This window comes from Pseudomonas sp. HAR-UPW-AIA-41 (assembly GCF_002304225.1).
GTDB lineage: Bacteria > Pseudomonadota > Gammaproteobacteria > Pseudomonadales > Pseudomonadaceae > Aquipseudomonas.
In genome coordinates, this window is record NZ_NSLB01000002.1 from 96736 (window position 1) to 121389 (window position 24654).

Here is a 24654-nt window from a genome sequence, read left to right on the forward strand (position 1 = left end):
TGCTCCTTAGAAGCCCAGACTGGAAAGCAGATCATCGACGTCGACCTGTCCGGATACGACATCATCACGCTTATCGGCATGCATCTGCGGACCTTCACCCTGGGATGAAACTTTTTGTTGTTTGGCTTCTTCCTGGATCGCGGCTTGGTCATGCTCGATACCCGCGAAGCGATCGACATGACTGGCCATCATCACCAGCTTGACCAGATTACTTTCCACTTCAGTCACCAGCGCAGTGACACGTTTGATCACCTGGCCAGTGAGATCCTGAAAGTCCTGAGCCAAGAGGATGTCATTCAGATAGCTGGATAGCTGAGTACCATCCTGGTCGACACGACCAAGAAAGTTGTCGACCTTTTTGGCAAGATCACGGAAGCCATCGGCACTGATTTCACGACGCATAAAGCGCCCCCACTCTTCCCGCAACTGCTGGGACTCATCAGAGAGGCCATTGACCAGGGGCGCGCTCAGCTCGACCAAATCCATGGTGCGATTGGCCGCTTTTTCGGTCATCTCAACCACGTAGTTAAGGCGGTGAGTAGCATCGTTGATCTGTGACATTTCCTGGGCATGCTTGCCGTGGATGTCGATCTGAAAGTTGACGATTGCGTTGTGTAACTCACGGGTCAGCTTGCCCACTTCCTGGTACAAGCCACGATCACGCACCTGATTGAGTTCGTAAATAACCTGAATTGCCTCGGCAAAATTGCCGCGTTCCAAGCTGTTCACCAACTTGTTTGCGTGATCTTTCAGGGTTGTCTCAAGCTCACCCTGCGAAGATTCGTTGTGCTCCATAGCATCCTCGAGGCTGATCAGCCATTGACCCGCTCAAAAATCTTGTCGATCTTTTCCTTGAGCACCTGGGCCGTAAAGGGTTTGACCACGTAGCCATTCACCCCGGCTTGGGCCGCCTCGATAATTTGGTCGCGCTTCGCCTCGGCAGTCACCATCAGCACCGGCAAACCCTTCAGGCGCTCATCCGCGCGCACCGCACGCAGCAGATCAATGCCGGTCATCCCGGGCATGTTCCAGTCGGTGACCAGGAAGTCGAAACTGCCGCTCTGCAGCATCGGCAACGCTGTGGTGCCGTCATCAGCCTCCGACGTGTTGGTAAAACCCAGATCACGCAACAGGTTCTTGATGATCCGTCTCATCGTCGAAAAATCGTCCACGATGAGGATTTTCATATTCTTGTCCAAGTCGACCTCCGTACAGTCTCTAACGCTTCCCTGAGGAAACGCCGTCAATTCTTGATCGGCCTTATCTCAGCCTAGACGCCAGTCCGCCAGTCGTGCACGCAATCTTGCAGCACACTGACTGTGCAACTGACTCACCCGGGACTCACTGACACCAAGCACCGCACCGATTTCCTTCAGATTCAGCTCTTCGTCGTAGTACAACGCCAACACTAGGCGCTCGCGCTCAGGCAACTGGGCAATGGCCTCGGCTAGAGCTTTTTGGAAACGCTCATCTTCCAGACCGTGCGCTGGCTCCCCCTGATGGCTGGCATCATCGTGCTCACCGTCCTGTAACAAGTCATCGAAACTGAACAGGCGGCTCCCCTGAGTGTCGTTGAGAATGCCGTAGTATTCCTCGAGACTCAATTCAAGTTCGGCCGCAACCTCTTGATCTTTAGCGTCTCGACCCAATCTGGCTTCAACGGTACGAATTGCTTCACTGACCATCCGGCTGTTGCGATGCACCGAGCGAGGCGCCCAATCCCCCTTACGCACTTCATCCAACATGGCACCGCGAATGCGGATGCCGGCGTAAGTTTCGAAGCTGGCGCCCTTGCTGGCGTCATATTTCTTTGCGGCCTCCAGCAGTCCGATCATACCGGCCTGCATCAGGTCTTCGACCTGCACATTAGCGGGCAAGCGGGCCAGCAGATGATAGGCAATGCGCTTGACCAAAGGGCCATGTCGCTCAATCAACATCTGCTGTGACTCTTGAGCTTGCGCCTTGCTATACATACGGAGTCCGCTGGCTGCTGTCATATCGAACTTCCCACAACCGGCTGTTGCACCAAGCGTTCGACGAAGAACTCCAGATGGCCACGAGGGTTAGCTGGCAGAGGCCAGCTGTCCACTTTCTGCGCCACGGCCTTGAAGGCCAGGGAACACTTCGACCGGGGGAAAGCTTCGTAAACCGCTCGCTGCTTCTGCACGGCCTTGCGCACGGACTCGTCATAAGGAATCGCGCCAACATACTGCAGGGCCACATCAAGGAAGCGATCAGTTACTTTGGTGAGCTTAGCAAAGAGGTTGCGACCTTCCTGCGGGGAGTGGGCCATATTGGCCAGCACGCGGAAGCGATTCACCCCGAAATCACGATTTAGCAGTTTTATCAGGGCATAGGCATCGGTGATCGAGGTCGGCTCATCGCACACCACCACCAGCACTTCCTGAGCCGCGCGGACAAAACTGACAACACCATCGCCGATGCCCGCGGCGGTATCGATGATCAGTACATCGAGATTTTCGCTGATCTCACTGAAGGCCTGGATCAGACCAGCATGCTGCATCGGCGACAAATGCACCATGCTCTGAGTGCCGGACGCAGCAGGCACGATACGAATGCCGCCCGGCCCCTGCAGCAGCACATCCTTGATGTCGCACTCACCGCTGATCACGTCGGCCAAAGTGCGCTTGGGCGTCAGCCCAAGCAGCACATCGACGTTGGCCAAACCGAGATCGGCATCCATGAGCATGACGCGCCGGCCAAGATCAGCCAATGCCAGTGACAGATTCACCGACACGTTGGTCTTGCCGACGCCACCCTTGCCGCCGGTTACAGCAATCACCTGTACGGGGTGCATGCTTGCCATTGATTCTTACACCTTGTCTTTCATTATCGGGCCAGATGCCATTGCACTGGCCATTCGCTTAGCCGGCTTGCCGCGCCTGCTGCTGATACAGGCCGGCAAACAGCTCGGCCATAGCATCCTCACTTGGGTCTTGTGCACTTTGCAGACTTACTGCACGGCTAACCAGCTGATGGCTTCGCCAGACCTGAAGATCATCAGGAATTCTAGGCCCATCAGCCAGATAGGCTACCGGCAGACGCTGGCTGATCGCCAGCCCCAATGCTTCACCGAGGCTCGCCGACTCGTCGAGCTTGGTCAGAATGCAGCCGGAAAGACCACACTGCTTATAACTATGGTAGGCCGCTTTCAGCACTTGCCCCTGACTGGTCGCAGCCATGACAAGGTAATTACGCGATTTGACCCCTCTCGAGGCCAGCATCTCCAACTGTAGACGCAGCCCAGGGTCGTTGGCGGGCAGACCTGCCGTATCGATCAGCACCACCCGCTTACGCGCCAGTGGCGCCAGAGCCTGCAGAAGTGACTGACCCGGATCGACCGGGGTCACTGACACACCAAGGATGCGGCCAAGCGTTTTGAGCTGCTCCTGCGCCCCGATGCGGTAGCTATCGAGGCTGACCAAAGCAATGCTCTGCGCGCCGTATTTGAGTACGTAGCGTGCCGCAAGCTTGGCTAGGGTCGTGGTTTTACCCATGCCGGCCGGACCCACAAGGGCAATCACGCCTCCCTCCTCCAGCGGCTCCTGTTCCGGTGTACGGATGGCATGCGCCAGATGCGCCAGCAGCATGCGCCAGGCCTGACGTGCATCACTGATGCCGGCCACCTTGTCTAGCAGCGGGCGGGCCAGGTCAGCGGGGATTCCCATGCGCTGCAGACGGCGCCAGAGGCTGGCCTGCTGCGGACGGCGGTTCTGCATCTGCCCCCACGCCAGCGAACCGAGCTGGCTCTCGATCAGCTCGCGCAGGCCGTGCAGCTCAAAGCGCATGGCGTCCAGAGCGCGCTGGTCCATTGCCGGGGCGGCCACCGCCTGCGGCTTGCTCACGGGTTTTACGGCAGCCACGCCTGGGGTAAACAACTGGCGGTCCTGACTGTCCGGCACACTCACCGGAGCACTCAGTTCGGCGTGCGCCTGGGCAATGCGGGTCTGGGTCTTGCGCAGCTCAGCTTCCAACTGTGGATTAGGCTTGCTCGGTGCAGCCGCTGGCATCGGGTAATCCAAAGCAGCAGTCAGCTCCACACCGCCGGCCACCCGACGGTTACCAATGATGGCAGCATCGGCGCCCAGCTCATCGCGAACCAGTTTCATGGCTTGGCGCATATCGGCGGCGAAGAAGCGTTTGACTTGCATGCTGTGACCTCACTGGCTCAACCGTTTTGACCAACGGTGGCAACAATCGTGACCTGTTTGTTGTCCGGAATTTCCTGGTAGGCCAGCACATGCATGCTGGGTACCGCCATCCGGGCAAACCGCGCCATCATGGCTCTGATCTGACCAGCCACCAGCAGGATCACTGGTTTGCCGAGCATCTCCTGACGCTGCGCCGCATCCACCAGGGAGCGTTGCAGCTTTTCGGCCATTCCGGGCTCCAGGAGGATGCCCTCCTCACTGCCCTGTCCGGCCTTGTTGATACTGTTGAGCAATATCTGTTCCAACCTTGGCTCCAGCGTGATCACAGGCAGCTCCGGCTCAAGCCCCACAACGGTTTGCACGATGGCGCGGCTCAGCGCGACCCGGACCGCCGCGACCATGGCGGCGGGATCTTGACTCTTGCCAGCCACATTGGCGATGGCTTCGGCGATGGTACGGATGTCACGCACCGGCACCTGCTCCTGCAGCAGCGCCTGCAGCACCTTGAGCAGGGTCGACAGCGACAGCATGCCCGGCACCAGCTCCTCGGCCAGCTTGGGCGAGCTCTTGGCCAGCAGCTGCAGCAGTTGCTGGACTTCCTCATGGCCGATCAGCTCATGAGCATGCTTGTTCAACACCTGATTGAGGTGGGTGGCCACCACCGTGCTGGCGTCCACCACTGTGTAGCCGAGCGACTGAGCCTGATCGCGCAGGCCCGTCTCGATCCATACAGCCTCCAGGCCGAACGCCGGATCTTTGGCGGCGATCCCGTTGATGGGCCCGAATACCTGTCCGGGGTTGATTGCCAGCTCACGGTCCGGATACACCTCAGCTTCCGCCAGGGAAACCCCCATCAGTGTCAGGCGATAGGCATTGGGCAACAGATCGAGGTTGTCGCGGATGTGCACCGAAGGCATGAGAAAGCCCAGTTCCTGAGATAGCTTCTTGCGCACGCCCTTGATTCGCGTGAGCAACTGCCCGCCCTGATTGCGATCCACCAGCGGAATCAGGCGATAGCCCACTTCCAGGCCGACCATGTCCACCGCCGGCACGTCATCCCAGCCCAGCTCCTTGGTTTCCTGCTGGCGCTGCGCAGGCAACTGCTCTTGCTGCAGCGCCACCGCCTTGACCTCTTCATCCTTGGCAACACGCTGCTTGTTGGCAATCCAGTAGGCCGCTCCGGCCGCCACCAAACCCAGACTGATGAAGGAGAAGTGCGGCATGCCCGGCACCAGCCCCATGGCGATCATGATCGCGGCCGATACGGCCAATGCCTTGGGCGAAGCGAACATCTGCCGGCCGACCTGAGCGCCCATTTCTTCCGAGGTCGATACACGAGTCACCATGATCGCGGCAGCAGTCGACAGCAGCAGCGAAGGAATCTGCGCCACCAGACCATCACCGATGGTCAGCAGGGTGTAGATCTTGCCCGCTTCGGCAAAAGGCAGGTCATGCTGCAGAACGCCGATGGCAATACCGCCGATCAGGTTGATGAACAGGATCAGCAGACCGGCGATGGCATCGCCGCGGACGAACTTGCTGGCACCGTCCATCGAGCCATAGAAGTCTGCTTCCTGCGAGACTTCCAGACGTCGGCGCTTGGCTTCGGCCTGGTCAATCAGCCCGGAGTTGAGGTCGGCGTCGATCGCCATCTGCTTGCCCGGCATCGCATCCAGGGTGAAGCGTGCGCTGACTTCGGAAATCCGCCCGGCACCCTTAGTCACCACCACGAAGTTGATGATCATGAGGATGGCGAACACCACGATACCCACCACGTAGTTGCCACCGATCACGACCTCACCGAAGGCCTGAATCACCTTACCCGCGGCGCCATGCCCCTCCTGACCATGCAGCAGCACCACACGGGTGGAGGCAACGTTCAGGGCCAGCCGCAGCAGGGTCGCTGCCAGCAGAACGGTAGGGAAAACAGCGAAATCCAGCGGCCGCAATGCATAGATCGCCACCAGCAGCACGACAATCGACAGGGCGATGCTGAAGGTGAACAGCACATCCAGCAGGAATGGCGGAATCGGCAGCATGACCATGGCCAGCATGACCAGCAGCAGCAGCGGAATGCCCAGATTGCCGTGACGCAATCCGGACAGGTTGCTGCGAACATCACCGATAAGTTGTGCGCGATCCAGTGCCACGTGTTTTCCCCAGCCAATTCAATCTTTTGACGCGAAATGGCGTCATGCAGGGGTAATGGCAAGAAGCGTTCCACAAAGCACAACGCGCAGACACAGCAAGGCGTTGCGGGTAGCCGCTGGCCCGGCTTATTCGTCGCGGCGCAGGTCGGGCGGAATGGGCAGGTTGTCTGACAGCGGCGCCGGGCGCTTGCCCTTGCCGGCCTGGTACTGCTTGATCTGATAGACGTAGGCCAGCACCTGGGCCACCGCCAGATACAGACCGGCTGGAATTTCCTGGTCCATTTCCGTGGAGAAATACACCGCCCGCGCCAGCGCTGGCGACTCCAGCACCATGACCTTGTTCTCCTGGGCGATCTCGCGAATCTTCAGCGCCAGGAAATCCCCGCCCTTGGCCAGCAGCACCGGCGCACTCCCCTTCGCCGGGTCGTACTTGAGCGCAACGGCAAAGTGCGTAGGGTTGGTGATCACCACATCGGCCTGCGGCACCGCTTCCATCATCCGACGCTGGGCCATTTCACGCTGCAACTGGCGAATACGCGACTTGACCTCGGGCTTGCCTTCGCTGTCCTTGTACTCGTCACGTACTTCCTGCTTGGTCATCATCAGCTTCTGACGGTTATCCCAGAGCTGGAATGGCACATCCACGACAGCAATCAGAATCAGGCCACAAGCCAGCCAGATCGCGCTTTTCGCCACGATCAAAGCACTGTGCTGAAAAGCTGGTTCCAGCGCCTCATGCCCTAACGCCAGCAGGTCATCCTGATCAGCCTTCAGAACCAGCAAGGCGACACCGAGCAACACAATAAACTTGGCCAGCGCCTTGAGCAGCTCGGCCAGCGCATGCATGGAAAACATGCGTTTGAGGCCCGCCAACGGGTTCATCCGGCTGAGCTTGGGCTGCATCGCCTGCGCCGAAAACAGCCAGCCACCCAATGCGATCGGCCCGATGATGGAGGCGGCCAGCAAGACCACAAACAGCGGAATCAGCAGGATCATTGCCATCTCACCGGACGCCAGCAGGTACAACGCCATGCTGCGCTCGTCCATCACCGTTTCACGGCTGAGTTCGAAATTGGCGCGCATAAGATCGGAGAGTCCGACAGCCAGGCTGGCTCCGGTAGCCAGCAGCGTAATACAGCCTGCCAGCACCACCGCCAGCGTACTGAGCTCTCGGGAGCGGGCGATCTGGCCCTTCTCGCGCGATTCACGCAGGCGTTTCTCTGTGGGTTCCTCGCTGCGGTCCTGGCCGCTTTCGCTCTCAGCCATGGCTCAACCAATCCGCGCCAGTTCACGCAACAGGTCCAGAGCCTCGCGCAGCAAGAGCTGGAACTGACTGAGAATATCGGCCATGCCGATCCAGACAATGAACAGGCCAACCACCAGGGTCAGCGGAAAACCGATGGAGAAGATATTCAGCTGCGGCGCAGCACGGGTCATCACGCCGAAGGCGATGTTGACCACCAGCAAGGCGGTGATCGCCGGCAGCGACAGCAACATTCCGGCCCCCAGCACCCAGCCCAGTTTTCCCGCCAGCAGCCAGTAGTGATCGGTGAGCAGTCCCTCACCCACCGGAAGGGTGACAAAGCTCTCGGCAATCACCTCGAAAACCACCAGATGGCCATTCATCAGCAGAAACAGCAGGGTCACCAGCATCAGATAGAACTGGCCGAGCACCGGCACCGAAATGCCATTGGTAGGATCGACCATCGAGGCGAAACCCAGGCCCATCTGGGTCGAAATGATCTGCCCGGCGACGACAAAGGCATGAAAGAACAGCTGCAGAGAAAACCCCAGGGCCACACCAATCAGCACCTGCTCGGCCACCAGCAGACTGCTGCGCAGATTCAGCGCATCCACCTCCGGCATCGCAGGCAAAACCGGCACCAGCACCAGGGTGAATGCCAGCGCCAGGTACAGACGAACGCGCACCGGTACCAGTTGCGTACCGATCACCGGCATGGTCATCAGCACCGCAGCAATGCGGAACAGCGGCAGCATGAAACTGCCCACCCAACCGCCTATCTGTGCATCCGTCAGGGCAAGCATGTCAGCCGATCAGCTGCGGGATGTTCTGGATAAGGTTCTGCATATAGTCGGTAAGCTCCCGGGTCAGCCAGGGGCCCAGTACGATCAAAGTCAATAGCGTAACCAACAAACGAGGCAAGAAGCTTAGTGTCTGCTCGTTGATCTGCGTGGCAGCCTGAAACATCGCCACCAGCAAACCAATGACCAATCCTGGCATTACTATTACGGCCACGATGAGGGACGTCAGCCAGAGCGCCTCGCGAAACAGATCAACCGCGATTTCCGGGGTCATGTCAGGTTCCTCCGAAACTGGCCGCCAGGGTGCCCATGATCAGCGCCCAGCCATCAACCAAGACGAACAGCATGATCTTGAACGGCAGGGAAACGATCAGCGGCGAGAGCATCATCATGCCCATGGCCATCAGCACACTGGAAACCACCAGGTCGATGATCAGGAACGGAATAAAGATCATGAAGCCGATCTGGAAGGCTGTTTTCAGCTCCGAGGTGACAAACGCCGGAATCAGGATGGTCAGCGGTGCTGCTTCGGGCGTGGTGATATCCGTACGTTTGGACAGGCGCACGAACAGCTCCAGGTCGCTGGCCCGGGTCTGCGACAGCATGAACTCCTTGATCGGCACCTCGGCCTTGGCGATCGCCTGCTGCGCCGGCAGCTGCTCATTCAGGTAGGGCTGCAGCGCTTCGTTGTTAATCCGGTCAAATACCGGCGCCATGATGAACAGGGTCAGGAACAGCGCCATGCCGATGAGGATCTGGTTCGACGGCGTCTGCTGCAGACCCAGTGCCTGACGCAGAATGGAGAAGACAATAATGATGCGCGTGAAACTGGTCATCAGCATGACGAACGCTGGAATGAAGCTCAGCGCAGTCATGATCAGCAGAATCTGCAGGCTGACCGAATACTCCTGCTGACCGTCGGCATTGGTCGACAGGGTAATGGCCGAAATCTTCAGCGGATCATCGGCGCCCAGCGCCATCGGCGCCAATACGAGCAACAGCAGCGCCAACAGGGTACGCACGGCAGCCATCAGGTCGGGTCCTTCTGATCCTTGCCCAGCATTTCCATCAGGCGCTGAGCGAATTCTGGGCTGGCAGCTTCCGCCTCAGGCAGATGCACCGGATCCTTGAGTACATGCAGCGGACTGATCTGTCCCGGCGTCAGCCCCAGCAGCACCTGCTCGGTACCAACCTGAACCAGCAGCAGCCGTTCACGCGGACCAATGGCCTGACTGGCCAGCAGGCGAATCAGGCCATTGCCACGCATGCCGCTGTGCTGGTGTACACGACGCAGCAGCCACGCCAGCAGGAAAATAAGCCCAACCACCAGGCCAAGGCCCAACAGCATCTGCACCACCTGCCCGGCGACGCCACTACCGGCGGTTGCCAGCTTGGCCGGCGCAACTTCTTCAGCCAGCGCGGGGGCCGCCAGCAACCACAGGCAAAGGCTGTATTTGCTCATCAGCGCAGCTTCTTGATGCGTTCGCTCGGACTGATCACATCGGTCAGCCGGATGCCGAACTTCTCGTTGACCACCACCACCTCGCCGTGGGCGATCAGGGTACCGTTTACCAACACATCCAGAGGCTCACCAGCCAGGCGGTCCAGCTCGACCACCGAGCCCTGATTGAGCTGCAGCAGGTTGCGGATGCTGATGTCGGTACTGCCCACTTCCATGGAAATGGTGACCGGAATATCGAGAATCACATCCAGATTCGGGCCTTCCAGACCCGCCGGAATATTCAGTGGCGCACCCGCCCCGAACTCCTCCATGGGCGCCCGGGGTGCCGCTGGCGGCGGACTGGCAGCCGCCCCCTGATTCATCAGCGCGTCGATATCGGCTTGCGAGGCATCATCACCCGCCTCTGCCAGGGCCGCAGCCCACTCATCCGCCAGGGCTTGTTCTTCCGGTGAACTGCTTTCGTTTTCGTCTGCCATCACTATTCCTCATGCCTCGGCATTACTCGGCCGGCGAGTTCGATTGAGCCCGCTTAGCGGCTGCGCTCAACCGGTTCCAGAATCTGCAGGGCCAGATTGCCCTTGTGTGCGCCCAGCTTGACCTTGAAAGTCGGCACGCCATTGGCGCGCACCACCATCTGTTCGGGCATTTCCACCGGGATAATGTCACCCGGCTGCATGTGCAGGATGTCGCGCAGCTTGAGCTGGCGGCGTACAACCGTGGTATCCAGTGGCACCTTCACATCCAGTACGTCTTCACGCAGGGCCTTGACCCAGCGCTCGTCCTGATCGTCGACGTCCGACTGGAAGCCGGCATCCAGCATTTCGCGGATCGGTTCAATCATCGAATACGGCAGGGTCATGTGCAGATCACCGCCACCACCATCGAGCTCGATGTGGAAGGTCGACACCACCACCACTTCACTGGGACTGACGATGTTGGCCAGAGCCGGGTTGACCTCCGAGTTGATGTACTCGAAGTTGATATCGAGCACCGCGTGCCAGGCTTCCTTCATGTCGATAAAGGCCTGATCCAGCACCATACGCACCACACGCAGCTCAGTGGGTGTGAACTCACGCCCTTCGATCTTGGCGTGGCGACCGTCACCACCGAAGAAGTTGTCCACCAGCTTGAACACCAGCTTGGCATCCAGAATGAACAGCGCCGTGCCGCGCAGCGGCTTCATCTTCACCAGATTGAGACTGGTCGGCACGTACAGCGAGTGCACGTACTCGCCGAACTTCATCACCTGAACCCCGCCGACGGCGACATCAGCCGAGCGGCGCAGCAGGTTGAACATACTGATGCGGGTGTAACGGGCAAAACGCTCGTTGATCATCTCCAGGGTCGGCATGCGGCCACGGACGATTCGATCCTGGCTCGTCAGGTCATAGGACTTGATCGTGCCCGGTTCGGCATCACTTTCCGTTTCGACCAGACCGTCGTCGACGCCATGCAGTAACGCGTCAATCTCGTCCTGGGAAAGCAGATCCTGCACTGCCATGACTAACCCCTATTGCAGTACGAAATTGGTGAACAGCACCTGCTCAATGACCACCTCGCCAAGCTCCTTCTTGGCCAGTTCCTGCACGGTGGCAGTGGCCTGCTGGCGCAGCATTTCCTTACCTACAGGCGTCAGCAGGCTGGCAAAGTCCTGAGAAGAAAACAGCATGACCAGACGGTTGCGAATCAGCGGCATATGCGCGTTGAGCGCCTCCATCTGCTTCTCGTCGCGGCCCATCAGGCTGACCGTCACCTGCATATAGCGAGGTCGGCCGGCATGAGTGAAATTGACCACAAAGGCGGGAGCGATGAACTGATAGATGGCTTCTTTTTTCTTCGGTGCCTTTTCCTCACCCTCAACGGCAGCCGCTTCTTCTTTGGCAGCATCGGCCTTCTTGTCACTCTTGCCGCCAAGCAGGAACCAGGTTGCCCCCACCGAGGCACCGATGACCAGCAGCAAAGCTACCACCACGATGATGATCAGCTTGAGCCTACTTTTACCTGCGGGCGCGCCTTCAGCGGCGTCCTTGGGTGCTTCTTTCTTTGCCATGCCAAATTCCTGTCACTGATCGCTCGAATAAGCGTCCGCCACTCACCCAGAGCAAGTGTTATGCCAGTCAGTGGCACTCCGGTGAGCAACGGACACACACAAACCGCTGCCATAGCAGCGGTTCATTGTGCCTATTCTAGATCAGCGCTGCAGCGAATCAGGCATAGAAGTCGACCAGCCCCGATCCACCTCCGGCCTGGCGCGAACGAATATCCAGCTGCCCCTGGGCGATCATGGACTCGCTGCCCAAACCATCGTCATCAGTGTGACGGGCCGAACCACGAGCATGCTCCTCGGCCTGCTGCCCCTGCCAGCCACGATTGAGCGACTGATCCGAGACATTCACATCCAGCTGCCCCATTCCCTGCTGGGCAAAAAGCTCACGCAGCCGATGTTGCTGGGCTTCCAGTGCCTCGCGCACTGCAGCATTGGGGCTGACGAAGGTAACCTGAGCAGCCTGATCCTTGGTCAGTTCGATGCGCACCTCCAGGCGCCCAAGCTCAGCCGGATCGAGCTGAATCTCGGCCGACTTGAGATTCTGGCTGGACAGCCACATCACCTTGTCCACCAAGGTCTCACTCATCCCACCCTGCTGCACGGCCAGCGGCTGGCCGGGGACCAGCAGACTGGGGCTGCGCCCGGTCTGCTGAGTGATGGCCTGAGCCAGCGCATTGAGCCGGCCAGCGAAGCTTTCCGGCTGCGCCTGAACCTTGTTGCCAGCGGAGTTCTCCAAGGTGTATGCAGACACTTCCAGCAGCCCGCTCTCGGCGCTCTCCCCTTCAGCGGCCTGCCCTTCAGCCTGAGCCTGCAGAGCAGCCATGGCCTGGCCGAACAGAGCCGCCGGCTGAGTGGCTGACGCGCCCTGGGCTGCCTGACCGGGCTGTGCCACTGCGGGCTTGGCTGCCGCCTCACCCTGCAGATCGATCTGCAGGGCAGCCAGACTATTGAGCGCCTCGATCTGCGGATCGCTGCTGGCGACTGTCAAGGTCGCCGGCGCCGCACTGGCCGAGCCGCTGGCTTTGGCGGCTGAAGCCCCCTGCGACGCCGCATGCAGCTGCGCCGGCTCGGCAGCGGTCTCCGGCAACTCGCCGTTCAGACCAACCGCCAGGCCCTTGGCCTGTTCGGGCAGCTCACTGCCAGGCAGCAGGGCAAACAACAGCGCGGCCTCCTCTCCGGGCTCCTCTGACTCGACCTGATCACCATCAGTCACTGCAGTATCGCCGTCGGCCGGCAAGGCATTGCCGCCCCCGGCAATAGCGACCTCGTCACTGCCGTCGGCAACTGCCGGCTCAGCCGGCGCCTCGCGGTCCTCGGCTGCTCGCTCGTGACTCGCCGGTTTGGCGCGCGCCGGTTCACCGGCAGGCTCCCGACGCTCGCGCGCATAGACCTTGGCGAAGCTAGAAGCATCGTCGTTACTGGGTTTGTCGCTGCGTGACGACGCCTTGGCAGGGGTCGCCTTGAGCTTAAGATCGGAAATGGTCTGCAGCAGCAGATCAGGTGCTACGGCCATGATGCTCTCCACTCAAGAGGGGCTGGTGAGTGGAGGCTAGCAAGGGGCGGGCCAGATCTGCCTAAAAGCCCTAAGCGCCGGAGTGACGCTGGCGCTCGCTCTTGAACAGAATGCGCACGATGGCAAATTCACGCTCCACCTGCTCGATCAAGTCATGAGCTTGCTCGAGCTGCTCACGGCGGCCAGCCTCTTCGAGCTGTTTACACAGGCTGGCAAGCAACGGCGCCCCCATGTTGCTACAGCTACCCTTGAAGCTGTGAGCAGCATGGCGCATAGCTGCTGCATCACCATTCTGAAGAGCCTCTCGCAGCAAGCGCAGGCGCTCATCGGAGTCGACAAGGAAGGTATCCAGCAGAATCGGATACTCCTCTTCCATCACCTCACGCAAGGAGGCCAAGACCTGATTATCGATATGCGCCTCGGACACTACTGCATCACTCCTTGAGCCGTTCTTCGCCGATTATGCATCGCAAGACCAGTAAAACTCCACGCATACGCGTTTGCCATCCTCAGACCAGGCACAGTGATCCGCCAACTGACGAATCAAAGACAAACCTCGACCGGATAGGCTCTCCTTAACTGTAGTGCAAGGCATATGCTGCTCTACATTGAAACCCGCACCACTATCACTGACCTCCAGCCTTAACCGACCGCCGTCAGCAGTAGGACTGACATCAATGCAGAAGCAGACAAAACCATCTTCAAGAGTCTGCAAGCGGCGGTTGCGCTCCTGATAGTACTGGGCAAAGCCACTGGCGCCTTGTTTCATCGCCGAATCCAAGCCCATGACCCCATGCTCCAAAGCATTGGAGTAAAGCTCGGCCAACACTGTATAGAGCACGCCCCCCTTAAGACGCAGGCCATCCACGGCCATCAACATCTGCATAAGCTGCGGCAACGGGTTGAAGTGCCGTAAGGTCTGCGCACGGTATTCATACTGCGCGCGCCAATCAGTCGGGCCTCGCGGGCCACCCTGCTCGGCATCAAGCAGGGGACGCTGCAGGCTGGCACCATCTACCATGCTGACCTCAAGCAGCGTGACATCGTCCTGCACACTGCCGTTGAACCGAGTCAGAGCCTGCTGGATCTCCTCGAACAGCTTTCCTCGCTCGCTATTACTGCGCAGCACATCGAGAAAGCGTCGTTCGCCGAACATTTCACCATGCTGATTGCCGGTTTCCAGGACCCCATCGGATAACAGCACGATGCGCTCACCAAGCTCGAGCGGATATACCTCACACGCATCCTTGAAGGCATCGGCAGAGAGGATGCCCAGTGGCACATGTCTCGAGGCTAATGGCTGCAACTCACCATCGAGACGCAACAGATAACCATCGGGTAGTCCACCGTTCCAGACCTCGACTAAGCGTCGCTGAAAGCTCAGATTGAGCATTGTCGCGCAGCAAAACACCCCAACCGGCAGAATGCGTTTGAGCTTGGCATTCATCTCCCGAAGGATCTCAGCCATGCTGTAACCCTTGGCGGTCATCGCATAGAAGACCTCAGCCAACGGCATAGCACCGATAGCTGCCGGCAGGCCATGGCCAGTGAAGTCACCCAGTAGCACATGCATGCCGCCAGAGGGTTTGAAGGCGGCCAAGAGAAGATCGCCATTGAACAGGGCAAAGGGCGATTGCAGATAACGCACATTGGCCGCATTCAGGCTACCCGAATGTGCCACCTTGTCGAACACAGCCTTAGCGACACGCTGCTCATTGAGCAAATGCTCATTATGCCGGGCAATGAGATCGCGCTGTTCCAGCACCGTTGCCTGCAGTCGGCGCAGGCGCGCCATGGCATTGATCTTGGCCTGCAGAATAAGACGATTGTAAGGTTTTGCCAGGAAGTCATCACCGCCGGCTTCCAGGCAACGCGCCAGCTCTTCACTGCCCGTCAGGGAGGTGAGGAAGATCAGCGGCACTAGCTGCTGACCGGCGGATTGCTTGATCTGACGAGCCGCCTCAAAGCCGTCCATGACCGGCATCATGGCATCCATGAGAACCAGGTCAGGCTTTTCCTGCTCAAACAATGTGACAGCTTCCTGACCATTGGCTGCCGTCAGAACCCGGTGCCCTTCACGAGTCAGAATGGTCGACAGCAGCAATCGATCAGCCGGACTGTCCTCGGCGATCAAGATAGTCAGTGGCTCGCTCACAGGCGAAACCTAGGCGATCTGAAAAAGCTGCTCGAAGTTAGAGATCGAGAGAATTTTGCGCACATCGCCATTACAGTTGGCCAGGCGTACTTGCGCGTGATCACCACCTGCATGGTCCCGCAGGAGCAAAAGCATGCCCAGCGCGGAGCTGTCGAGATAAGTTGTGTTCTTCAAGTCCACAACATAACGTCGTGGCGAGCTGTCGATGCGCTCATAAGCATCGCGAAACTCCTGATGAGCCCCGAAGTCGAAACGCCCTTCCACGTGGATGGTCAGCTCCTGACCATCGGCAGAAGAATTAGCAGTAATGGCCATGCGGCTCTCCTTATTGTTGTCAGGCGCTCTGTGAAGATGTAGCAGCCCGTCATCAGACCGGCAAGCTCAAGGTCTATAACGACTGCACCGAGGCTAAACGCTGCGCCAGCTCATCGAGTTGTTTTTGCTCGCGTTTATCTTCAGCCAGCCGAGCTTCATCTCGGTAGCGCTGAACCAGCTTACGCAAGCCTTCCAGGCGTGCATAGCGTTCTTGCCATTGCAAACGTGCTTTATCTACAACTCCTTGATGCCATGCCAGTGCCTGCGCCTGCTGACTGATCGCCTGCTCCAGCTGGGAAAGGAAGCGCTGGTAGTTCATCAGCCATTGACCACTGACCCCCTGACGGCCCGACTGCAGCCACTGCTGCTGGTAATCACTGCGGTAACGCTCTAACTCACCAAGCTTGACTTCAGCTTGGGTCAACTGGCTCTGGGCGCGCGCCAACTGCACTGCAGCGGCCCTTTCAGCACGCTGGGCCATGTCAACCACGGGCGCCAGACGACTGGCACGATCTCGTGCCACGGGTTATCAGCCTGCTGCCGGGCGCAGAATCTGCGCCAGTTTCTGAACGCTGCCTGGCAACTGCTCGCTCTCATTGAGAGCCTGCCGCAGGTAGGCTGACATCACTGGTTGTCGAGCAATAGCCAAGTCAGTGTCAGCATCGCCACCGGCCACATAGGCGCCCACACTGATCAGATCGCGGCTCTGCTGGTAACGTGACCACAACTGCTTGAAGCGCTGGGCATCGCGCTGATGCTCTGCGGTGACCACCTGAGGCATGACCCGGCTGATCGAGGCTTCGATATCGATGGCCGGATAATGCCCCTCCTCGGCCAGACGACGGGACAACACGATGTGGCCATCAAGTACACCACGCGCGGCATCGGCAATCGGGTCCTGCTGGTCATCGCCTTCGGAAAGCACGGTGTAAAAAGCGGTGATTGAGCCGCCACCTTCCTCCGCATTACCGGCCCGTTCCACCAGCTTGGGCAACTTGGCAAACACCGAAGGCGGATAACCCTTGGTCGCCGGTGGCTCACCAATGGCCAGGGCAATCTCGCGCTGGGCCTGGGCGAAACGGGTCAGCGAATCCATCAGCAGCAAAACGTTCTTGCCCTTGTCGCGGAAATATTCGGCGATCCGCGTGCAGTACATGGCGGCACGCAGGCGCATCAGCGGCGCGTCGTCCGCCGGCGAAGCCACTACGACCGAACGCTTGAGACCTTCCTCGCCAAGAATGTGCTCGATGAACTCCTTGACCTCGCGCCCCCGCTCGCCGATCAGGCCAACGACGATGATCTCGGCCTCGGTAAAGCGCGTCATCATCCCCAGCAGCACCGACTTACCCACGCCGGTACCGGCGAACAGGCCGATGCGCTGACCACGACCAATGGTCAGAAGACTGTTGATTGAACGAATACCGACATCCAATGGCTCGCTGATCGGGTGGCGTTTGAGCGGATTGATGGTCGGCCCGTCCATCGGCACCCAGTCATCGGCCTTCATCCGACCCTTGCCATCCAGCGCCCGCCCGGCGCCATCAAGCACCCGCCCCAGCATACTCATGCCCATCGGCAGACTGCCGGTTTCGGCAAGCGGTACAACACGGGCACCTGGAGAAATACCAACCAAGCTACCAACCGGCATCAGATAGAGTTTGCTGCCGGCAAAGCCCATCACCTCAGCCTCGACCTGGACGGCCTGTTGCCCGTCTTGATTGATCACCAAACAGCGACTGCCCATGGCAGCGCGCAGCCCTTCGGCTTCCAGAGTCAGGCCGACCATCCTCAGCAAGCGCCCCTCGACTACCGGCTGAGCCGGCAGTTGCAGTGCCTCACTGTAACCGGCCAGGCGCTGAGCGAAGCTTGAACGTTCAAGGCGCATCGGAGTTGTCCAGTTCCTGCCCCAGCTCCAGACTGATGTCCGCCGGTAATGGCTGCGTAGCCTGCTGCCGCTGCTGCTCGAAAAGCTGTTTGAGCGCCTGCTCAAGACGAGTTTCCACACTGGCGTCGATCAGACTGTGCTCGGTTTCGATACGACAACCTCCGGGCGCCAGCGACTCGTCCTCAAACAGACGCCAGCTTTCCTCGTGCCGCTCGCGCAGCTGCTTGACCTGTTCGAAGTCCTGCGGATTGAGGTGAATCCGGATGTTCTGCGCGCCCATTGGCAGTAGTTTGAGCGCCCCCTGCACCACCTGACGAATCTGGCTGGAATCGTGACTCAACTCACGACGGATGACCTCTTGAGCCAGTTGACTGACCAACTGTACTAACGCCACCTCGATGGCTTGATCTTGCTCTTGAATCGGCTCAAGCAAGTGCCGCATCAACTGCTCAAGTTGGACCACATGTGCTGCCAGAACGGTCTCGGCCTCTTGCTTAGCCTTGAGCTGGCCGGCATGAAAACCGTCTTTTTCACCCGTTGCGAAACCATCGTTGTAGGCTTCCTGACGTATAGCCTCAAGCTGCTCAAGCGTCAGCGGCTGCACAGATTCTTCAGCCACCTCCACGACACTGTCAGGCAGCGCCTCGGCTCCGGCAGGCGGCGCAGAAACTTCCTCGGGGGGTGGCTCGTCGCTGATGGCCACTACATGGGCGCTCTCGCCGAAGCTTGGCAACATCCATCGGTCAAAGGCTGCCGTGCCCGGGCGAATCAGTTCGGAGGTTTCCTTGTTGGCCATTACTACCCCTTAGCAGGCCGCTGAAAAACTACCGGCGTCATCTGGCCGTGGTTCACAACAGCCTGCCAGCCGGCTATCAGATCATCGCCTCGCCACCGGCACCGCCGAGAACGATCTCGCCAGATTCGGCCATGCGCCGTGCAATGGTGAGGATTTCCTTCTGCGCCCCTTCCACTTCGCTGACCTTGACCGGCCCGCGGGCCTCGAGGTCGTCACGCAGCAACTCGGCGGCACGCTTGGACATATTCTTGAATACCTTTTCCTTGATCGTGTCGTCAGCCCCTTTGAGCGCCAGCACCAGCACCTCGGAAGAGACCTCGCGCAACAGCGCCTGAATACCGCGATCATCAACATCAGCCAAGTTGTCGAAGACGAACATGAGATCTTCGATCTGTGTCGACAGGTCTGCGTCGACTTCGCGGATCGAATCCATCAATTGGCCTTCGATCGAGCTGTCGAGGAAGTTCATGATATCCGCCGCACGCTTGACGCCTCCCAGTTGGGTGCGCGTGGCATTGGCGCCGCCTGCAAACTGCTTCTCCAGAATCTGGTTGAGTTCCTTCAGAGCAGTTGGCTGAACGGTATTGAGCGAGGATACGCGCAACACGATATCCAGCCGTACTTTGTGATCAAAATGGCTCAGCACCTCGCCAGCCTGGTCCGGATCCAGATAAGCCACCACGATGGCCTGAATCTGTGGATGCTCGTAGCGAATCACATCAGCAACAGCGCGGGGCTCCATCCACTTGAGGCTATCCAGACCGCTGGTACTACCGCCCAGGAGAATGCGGTCAATCAGGTTGTTGGCCTTATCCTCGCCCAGTGCCTGAGTCAGCATTTTGCGAATGTAGGTATCGGCTCCGACCCCCAGGCTGGTCTGGTCGCCGACAATCTCGACGAACTCGCCCATCACCTGCTCGACCTGCTCACGCTGCACATTACGCATCTGCGACATGGCCACACCGACCCGCTGCACTTCCTTGGGCCCCATGTGGCGCAGCACCTGCGCGGCATCGGTTTCGCCCAGCGAGAGCAGCAGAATGGCGGCCTTGTCGACCTTGCTCAATTTGGCGGGGGCGCGATTATCACTCATCGGCGTTGATCCACTCTTTCACGACTTGCGCCACCCGGCCCGGGTCTTCAGCGACCAGGCTCTTAATGGCATTCAACTGAGCATCGTAACCTTCGCTCGGGCTCGGCAGCAGGATGCTCGCCGGACCACCGAGACTGACCCGATCCTCGGACAGACCACCGACGCCACCGATGCCGCCCATGTCACCGAGTTCCACATCACCACCCCGACCACCGGCCGCACCAGCCTCGCCGGACTTGCCACCACTGATGATGGTATTGAGCACCGGGCGCAGCACACCAAACACCAGAACCAGAATGAAGAGAATTCCCAGCACCTGTTTGATGATGTCCCAGAACCAGGGTTGCGAATAGAAGGGAACCTCAAAGATTTCCTCCTGCTGGTCAGTGAAGGCCGCATTGATCACACTGACACTGTCACCACGACTGGCATCATAACCAACAGCATCCTGCACCAGACGCTTGAAGCGCTCGATATCGGCTGCAGCCCAAGGCGTGCGGGTCACTTCGCCTGTTTCAGCATTGATAGCCACCTTGTCATCCAGCACCACCGCCACCGACAGACGCTTGAGGCGGCCCTGCTGCTGCTTGGTATAACTGATCGACCGGTCCAGCTCGAAATTACGCGTGGTCTGATCACGCTTGTCGGCCGGGTAAGGCGCGAGCATGGGCTGGCCTGTTGCCGGATCCATCACCTGCTGACCATTGGCATCGAGCAACGGCTGGCCAGCGGCAATCGGCCCAGGCGGTACCGGAGCGGCAGCGGCCTGTTCGGGTGCAGCTGCGGCGCCCGGCGGCTGATTGGACAGTGCGCCCGGCACCCCCTGAGGCGGCAGACCACTCTGACGCTGCTCCTTGAGCAACTGCTCACTGCGCAGCGCCGGCTGGTCAGGGTTGAACATCTCGGCGGTGGACTCCACCGCACTGAAATCGATATCAGCAGAAATTTCCGCCTTGTAGCGCCCCTCTCCGAGCACCGGCTGGAGGATGCTGTGCACGCGCTGAGTCAACACGCCCTCGACGCGGCGGTTGTAGTCGAACTGCTTGCCGGCCATGGTCAGCTCGGACATTTCCTGCTGATCGGACAGCAGATTGCCCTTCTGATCAACCACGGTGACCTGCGACTTATCCAGCTCCGGCACGCTGGTAGCCACCAGATTGACGATCGCCAGCACCTGACTCGGCTCCAGGGTGCGCCCCGGATAGACCTCGACCAGTACCGAAGCACTGGGCTTGCGCTCATCACGAACGAACACCGAGCTCTTCGGAATGGCCAGATGTACGCGAGCCGCCTTGACGTTGTTCAGGCTGCTGATGGTGCGCCCCAGCTCACCCTCCAGACCGCGGCGATAGCGGGTGGTTTCCATGAACTGACTGGAACCCAGGCCCTGCTCCTTGTCGAGGATCTCGAAACCAACGGAACCATCACTGGGCGCCACGCCGGCGGCAGCCAGCTTGAGGCGTGCCCGTGCCAGGTCCTCATTCTTGACCAGCAAAGCACCAGAATTCGGCTCGATGGTGTAGGCAATATCGGCGGCTGTCAGCGCATCAACCACCTGCGCGGTATCGCCTGCCGAGAGGTTGGCCTGCAATGGTCGCCAGTCAGGTTGCTGCGACCAGAGCACCACGGCAAAACCGATTGCTACGCTGGCAGCCAGACCGACCAGCAGGCCAACCTGCCGCAGCATCGGCATGGCGGCAAGATTCTCCAGAAAAACAAGACCGAAGAGCGGCTTCTTATTCGCCTCTTCATCGACCTTGGCCGGTACGTTACCCGCAACTGCTTCAGCCATGATTCACCTCAGACCGGCATTTGCATGATGTCTTGATACGCCTGAACCAGCTTGTTGCGTACCTGGGTCATGGCCTGGAAGGATACGCTGGCTTTCTGCGAGGCAATCATCACATCCGTCAGGTCGACGCCCTTCTGCCCCATCTCGAAGGCACTGGACATATCGCTGGCGGCACTCTGCGTTTCGCTAACCTTGTTCACCGCATTGCCCAGCATCTCGGCGAAGCTCGGCGCGCCAGCCTCCTGTGGAGCCGCAGCCGGCTTCGGGCGGGCCATGGCATCCATCTGCATGGCTCGCATTTCCAGCATCAGGCGATTGAACTCGACACCCTGACTCATGATGATCTACCTCCATGGTCGCGATTTTTTTGACGCTGCGCGACTCGATAGCAGGAAGATTGCAACAAGGGTGCCAGCCTCTGAGCCCCAATGAAAAAGGCGCGAACCCGGAGGTGCGCGCCTTTTCTCAAGCAACTGCCGATACTCAGCTGGCGAACAGATAGCCTTCCACATCCAGCCCGGCATCACGCATCTGCGCCAGCTTGTAGCGCAGCGTACGCGGACTGATACCCAACCGCTCGGCAGCTTCCTTGCGGCGACCACGCTCGGCACGCAGGGTATCGATGATGAGCTGGAACTCGCGGCGACGCAGGTCCTCTCCCAGCCCACCCGCATCAGCACTGGCCGGCAGCGCGACCTCGTGACCGACTGGCGCCGCCGGCGCGGAAACCACCTGAAGCACAGGCGTCGGCACTGGCACAGCCTGATTAAGGCCGATCGGCGCGTGCAGGCACAGATCCTCAGGCTGAATCAGACCACCCTGCTGCAGGATCAAAGCGCGCTGCAGTGCGTTGTCCAGCTCCCGCACATTGCCTGGCCAGGCATGCTGTACCAGCGCCTGCTGTGCCGCCGGGGAGAGACTGACCGGAGCGTGATTCATTTTTTTGACGTGCTTGCCGAGCAGGCGTTGGGCCAGCGGCAGAATATCGGCGGGACGCTCACGCAGCGGACGCCACGCCAGCGGGAAAACCGACAGCCGATAATAGAGGTCCTCACGGAAGCGCCCGGCAGCCACCTCGCCTGCCAGATCACGGTTCGTGGTAGCCAGCACGCGGATATCCAGACTGATGGGCTTGCGCGCGCCCACGCGTTCAACCTCACGCTCTTGCAGCACCCGCAGCAGTTTGGCCTGCAAGCCCAGCGGCATCTCGGAAATCTCGTCGAGCAAAATGGTGCCACCGTCGGCCAGCTCGAACTTGCCCGGCGCGCTGGCGATCGCCCCGGTAAAGGCGCCTTTCTCATGACCGAACAGGGTCGCCTCAAGCATGTTATCCGGGATGGCTGCGCAGTTGATGGCAATGAACGGCTTGCTGGCGCGCGGCGATTGCTGGTGGATGTAGCGCGCCAGCACTTCCTTACCGGTACCGGACTCGCCCGAGATCAGCACCGTGGAATCACTGCGCGCCACCCGCGCAGCCAGATCGAGCAACTGGCGGCTGGCCGGCTCCAGCGCCACCGGTCCTTCGCTGGCACTACTGCCAAGCTGCCCCAGGGCATGACGGTTGACCAGCTCGAGCAGTACCTTCGGCTCGAACGGCTTGACCAGATAATCGGCCGCCCCCAGACGCATCGCCTGTACCGCCCGCTCAACGGCACCGTAGGCCGTCATCAGCAGCACCGGCAACATCGGATAGCGCTGACGCACCAGCGCCAGCAACTCATGACCATCCATCCCCGGCATGTTCACGTCACTGATCAGCAGGCTGAAGCTCTCCTCGCCCATAGCAACCAGCGCCGCCTCGGCGCAGTCCACTGCCCGGTAGTCATGACCACCCAGACTCAGGGTGTCGGCCAGGGCTTCACGCAGGGCGCGGTCGTCTTCGACCAGCAAAATTTTGGCAGGCATGCGGATTACTCCTGAGCAATAGTCTGAGCCGCGGGAATCAGCGGCAGAATGAGGGTGGCGCAGGTGCCGCGCCCCGGACGCGAGCGCAGCTGCAACTCGCCGTTATGCGCCCGCGCCACAGCCTTGACCACCGCCAGACCGAGACCGGTACCGGTGGTCTTGGTGGTGAAGAAGGGCTCGCCCAGGCGCGACAGGGTCTGCGCATCAATGCCGGCGCCGTTGTCACTGATGGAAAGGCGCAGGCTGCTCCCGCGACCGTAAAGATGAACCTTGAGGCGCACCGCCGAACCGGCGGCCTGAATCGCGTTCTCGATCAGATTGAGCACAGCGCCGACCAAGGTGTCGCGGTTGCACAGCAACTCGCCACGCTCCCCCTCACACTGCCAGCGCACACTCAAGCCCTCGACATGCGGCTCGGCTGCCTCACGCAGAGCTCTGAAGAATTGCCGTGGCGAGAGACGGTCCGGCAGCGGCAGATCACCACGGGCAAACACCAGCATGTCGCGCACCTGATGCTCCAGCTCGTGCAAACGCTCCTTGAGCCGCCCGGCAAAACGCTGCTGCTGCTCGAAGGGTAGCGCCTGCTCGCTGAGGTGACTGGCATACAGCATGGCCGCCGACAGCGGCGTGCGAATCTGATGAGCCAGTGACGCCACCATCCGCCCCAGAGCAGACAGGCGCTCATGACGGGCCAACTGATCCTGCAGGCGACGGGTTTCGGTGAGATCGGTGAGCAGCACCAACTGACCCGGCTCACCATTGAGCGAGCGGGTGGCAATGGACAGGCGCCGGCCATCCTTGAGGGAGATTTCGTGGCCGTCATCCTCGCGCGGCGCAAAGCAGCGGGCGATCACTTCGCGCCAGAGCATGCCTTCCAGCGGCTTGCCCAGCAGCAGGCAGGCGGCTGGATTAGCCTCGCGCACCACACCCTGACCATCGATGACGATGACACCGCCTGGCAACAGATCGAGCAGACTCAGCAGCCGATTGGCCAGGCGCTCCTTTTCCGCCAACTCCTGCATCCGCTGGGCACTGACCAGAGCCAGCTCGCCCTTCAGCTCATTGACCCGCGCCTCAAGGAGCCCATAAGACTCGCTGAGCTGATTGGACATCTGATTGAACAGGGCAAAAGCCTGCTCCAGGCTGGCACGGCTTTCCAGCTCAGCCGGGGCCAGGCCTGCGGGAGTTGATGTGGAAGTGACCAGCGCATTCATGCCTGTGTTCTCTTGTCGCGTGCGTCAAAGGACGGTCGTTGCAACAAGACATAGCAATCTGCGTGCCCAAAAAATTATCTATATTTTTCAATCAGTTAAAAACAAAGGCCGA

26 protein-coding genes are annotated in these 24654 nt (G+C 59.9%); all 26 read right to left on the minus strand.

Features of this window, described 5'->3' with window-relative positions; all coding sequences use genetic code 11:
- Positions 1-6 precede the first annotated feature (6 nt).
- Positions 7-795: a protein phosphatase CheZ gene (locus tag CK486_RS04755; RefSeq protein ID WP_095939144.1), complete on the minus strand. Its 789-nt coding sequence runs from the start codon at positions 793-795 to the stop codon at positions 7-9.
- A gap of 17 nt (positions 796-812) precedes the next feature.
- Entirely contained in the window at positions 813-1187 is a 375-nt protein-coding gene (locus CK486_RS04760) for a chemotaxis response regulator CheY (protein ID WP_176481651.1), read from the minus strand.
- Positions 1188-1265: 78 nt separating this feature from the next.
- Positions 1266-1997 carry an RNA polymerase sigma factor FliA gene (gene fliA, locus CK486_RS04765; RefSeq protein ID WP_095939146.1) on the minus strand — a complete coding sequence of 244 codons (732 nt, stop codon included), beginning with the start codon at positions 1995-1997 and terminating at the stop codon, positions 1266-1268.
- Positions 1994-2827 carry a flagellar synthesis regulator FleN gene (gene fleN, locus CK486_RS04770; protein ID WP_095939147.1) on the minus strand — a complete coding sequence of 278 codons (834 nt, stop codon included), beginning with the start codon at positions 2825-2827 and terminating at the stop codon, positions 1994-1996. The genes fliA and fleN overlap by 4 nt, the downstream gene beginning before the upstream one ends.
- Before the next feature lie 58 nt (positions 2828-2885).
- Positions 2886-4172, minus strand: a complete 1287-nt coding sequence (gene flhF, locus CK486_RS04775) for a flagellar biosynthesis protein FlhF (RefSeq protein WP_095939148.1) — start codon at positions 4170-4172, stop codon at positions 2886-2888.
- Between the two features lie 17 nt (positions 4173-4189).
- Complete coding sequence (gene flhA, locus CK486_RS04780; RefSeq protein ID WP_095939606.1) at positions 4190-6316, minus strand: flagellar biosynthesis protein FlhA; 2127 nt, start codon at positions 6314-6316, stop codon at positions 4190-4192.
- A gap of 132 nt (positions 6317-6448) precedes the next feature.
- On the minus strand, positions 6449-7588 hold the full coding sequence (gene flhB / locus CK486_RS04785) for a flagellar biosynthesis protein FlhB (protein WP_095939149.1): 1140 nt from the start codon (positions 7586-7588) through the stop codon (positions 6449-6451).
- Between the two features lie 3 nt (positions 7589-7591).
- Positions 7592-8368, minus strand: a complete 777-nt coding sequence (gene fliR, locus CK486_RS04790) for a flagellar biosynthetic protein FliR (protein WP_095939150.1) — start codon at positions 8366-8368, stop codon at positions 7592-7594.
- A 1-nt stretch (position 8369) separates the two neighbouring features.
- On the minus strand, positions 8370-8639 hold the full coding sequence (fliQ, locus tag CK486_RS04795) for a flagellar biosynthesis protein FliQ (protein ID WP_095939151.1): 270 nt from the start codon (positions 8637-8639) through the stop codon (positions 8370-8372).
- A 1-nt stretch (position 8640) separates the two neighbouring features.
- Positions 8641-9396, minus strand: a complete 756-nt coding sequence (fliP, locus tag CK486_RS04800) for a flagellar type III secretion system pore protein FliP (RefSeq protein ID WP_095939152.1) — start codon at positions 9394-9396, stop codon at positions 8641-8643.
- Positions 9396-9827, minus strand: a complete 432-nt coding sequence (gene fliO, locus CK486_RS04805) for a flagellar biosynthetic protein FliO (protein WP_095939153.1) — start codon at positions 9825-9827, stop codon at positions 9396-9398. Before fliO ends, fliP begins: the two co-directional genes overlap by 1 nt.
- The gene (gene fliN / locus CK486_RS04810) at positions 9827-10303 is read right to left on the minus strand and encodes a flagellar motor switch protein FliN (protein WP_095939154.1); all 477 of its coding nucleotides are present in this window, start codon (positions 10301-10303) and stop codon (positions 9827-9829) included. The genes fliO and fliN overlap by 1 nt, the downstream gene beginning before the upstream one ends.
- Positions 10304-10356: 53 nt before the next feature.
- Positions 10357-11328, minus strand: a complete 972-nt coding sequence (fliM, locus tag CK486_RS04815) for a flagellar motor switch protein FliM (protein WP_095939155.1) — start codon at positions 11326-11328, stop codon at positions 10357-10359.
- 9 nt (positions 11329-11337) lie between these two features.
- A complete protein-coding gene (fliL, locus tag CK486_RS04820; protein ID WP_095939156.1) occupies positions 11338-11877 on the minus strand; it encodes a flagellar basal body-associated protein FliL in 540 nt (179 codons plus the stop codon).
- A 157-nt stretch (positions 11878-12034) separates the two neighbouring features.
- Positions 12035-13387, minus strand: a complete 1353-nt coding sequence (locus CK486_RS04825) for a flagellar hook-length control protein FliK (RefSeq protein WP_095939157.1) — start codon at positions 13385-13387, stop codon at positions 12035-12037.
- Between the two features lie 70 nt (positions 13388-13457).
- Entirely contained in the window at positions 13458-13814 is a 357-nt protein-coding gene (locus tag CK486_RS04830; protein ID WP_095939158.1) for an Hpt domain-containing protein, read from the minus strand.
- 33 nt (positions 13815-13847) lie between these two features.
- The gene (locus CK486_RS04835; protein ID WP_095939159.1) at positions 13848-15542 is read right to left on the minus strand and encodes a fused response regulator/phosphatase; all 1695 of its coding nucleotides are present in this window, start codon (positions 15540-15542) and stop codon (positions 13848-13850) included.
- Positions 15543-15551: 9 nt separating this feature from the next.
- Positions 15552-15857 carry an STAS domain-containing protein gene (locus CK486_RS04840; protein WP_095939160.1) on the minus strand — a complete coding sequence of 102 codons (306 nt, stop codon included), beginning with the start codon at positions 15855-15857 and terminating at the stop codon, positions 15552-15554.
- A 73-nt stretch (positions 15858-15930) separates the two neighbouring features.
- A complete protein-coding gene (gene fliJ / locus CK486_RS04845) occupies positions 15931-16380 on the minus strand; it encodes a flagellar export protein FliJ (RefSeq protein ID WP_095939161.1) in 450 nt (149 codons plus the stop codon).
- Positions 16381-16386: 6 nt separating this feature from the next.
- Entirely contained in the window at positions 16387-17742 is a 1356-nt protein-coding gene (fliI, locus tag CK486_RS04850) for a flagellar protein export ATPase FliI (RefSeq protein ID WP_095939162.1), read from the minus strand.
- The gene (gene fliH / locus CK486_RS04855; protein WP_095939163.1) at positions 17732-18538 is read right to left on the minus strand and encodes a flagellar assembly protein FliH; all 807 of its coding nucleotides are present in this window, start codon (positions 18536-18538) and stop codon (positions 17732-17734) included. The genes fliI and fliH overlap by 11 nt, the downstream gene beginning before the upstream one ends.
- Positions 18539-18614: 76 nt before the next feature.
- Positions 18615-19631: a flagellar motor switch protein FliG gene (gene fliG, locus CK486_RS04860; protein WP_095939164.1), complete on the minus strand. Its 1017-nt coding sequence runs from the start codon at positions 19629-19631 to the stop codon at positions 18615-18617.
- Positions 19624-21423 carry a flagellar basal-body MS-ring/collar protein FliF gene (fliF, locus tag CK486_RS04865; protein ID WP_095939165.1) on the minus strand — a complete coding sequence of 600 codons (1800 nt, stop codon included), beginning with the start codon at positions 21421-21423 and terminating at the stop codon, positions 19624-19626. Before fliF ends, fliG begins: the two co-directional genes overlap by 8 nt.
- Before the next feature lie 8 nt (positions 21424-21431).
- Complete coding sequence (fliE, locus tag CK486_RS04870; protein WP_095939166.1) at positions 21432-21761, minus strand: flagellar hook-basal body complex protein FliE; 330 nt, start codon at positions 21759-21761, stop codon at positions 21432-21434.
- A gap of 145 nt (positions 21762-21906) precedes the next feature.
- On the minus strand, positions 21907-23328 hold the full coding sequence (gene fleR / locus CK486_RS04875; RefSeq protein WP_095939167.1) for a sigma-54-dependent response regulator transcription factor FleR: 1422 nt from the start codon (positions 23326-23328) through the stop codon (positions 21907-21909).
- Positions 23329-23333: 5 nt separating this feature from the next.
- A complete protein-coding gene (locus CK486_RS04880) occupies positions 23334-24542 on the minus strand; it encodes a PAS domain-containing sensor histidine kinase (RefSeq protein WP_095939168.1) in 1209 nt (402 codons plus the stop codon).
- Positions 24543-24654 lie beyond the last annotated feature (112 nt).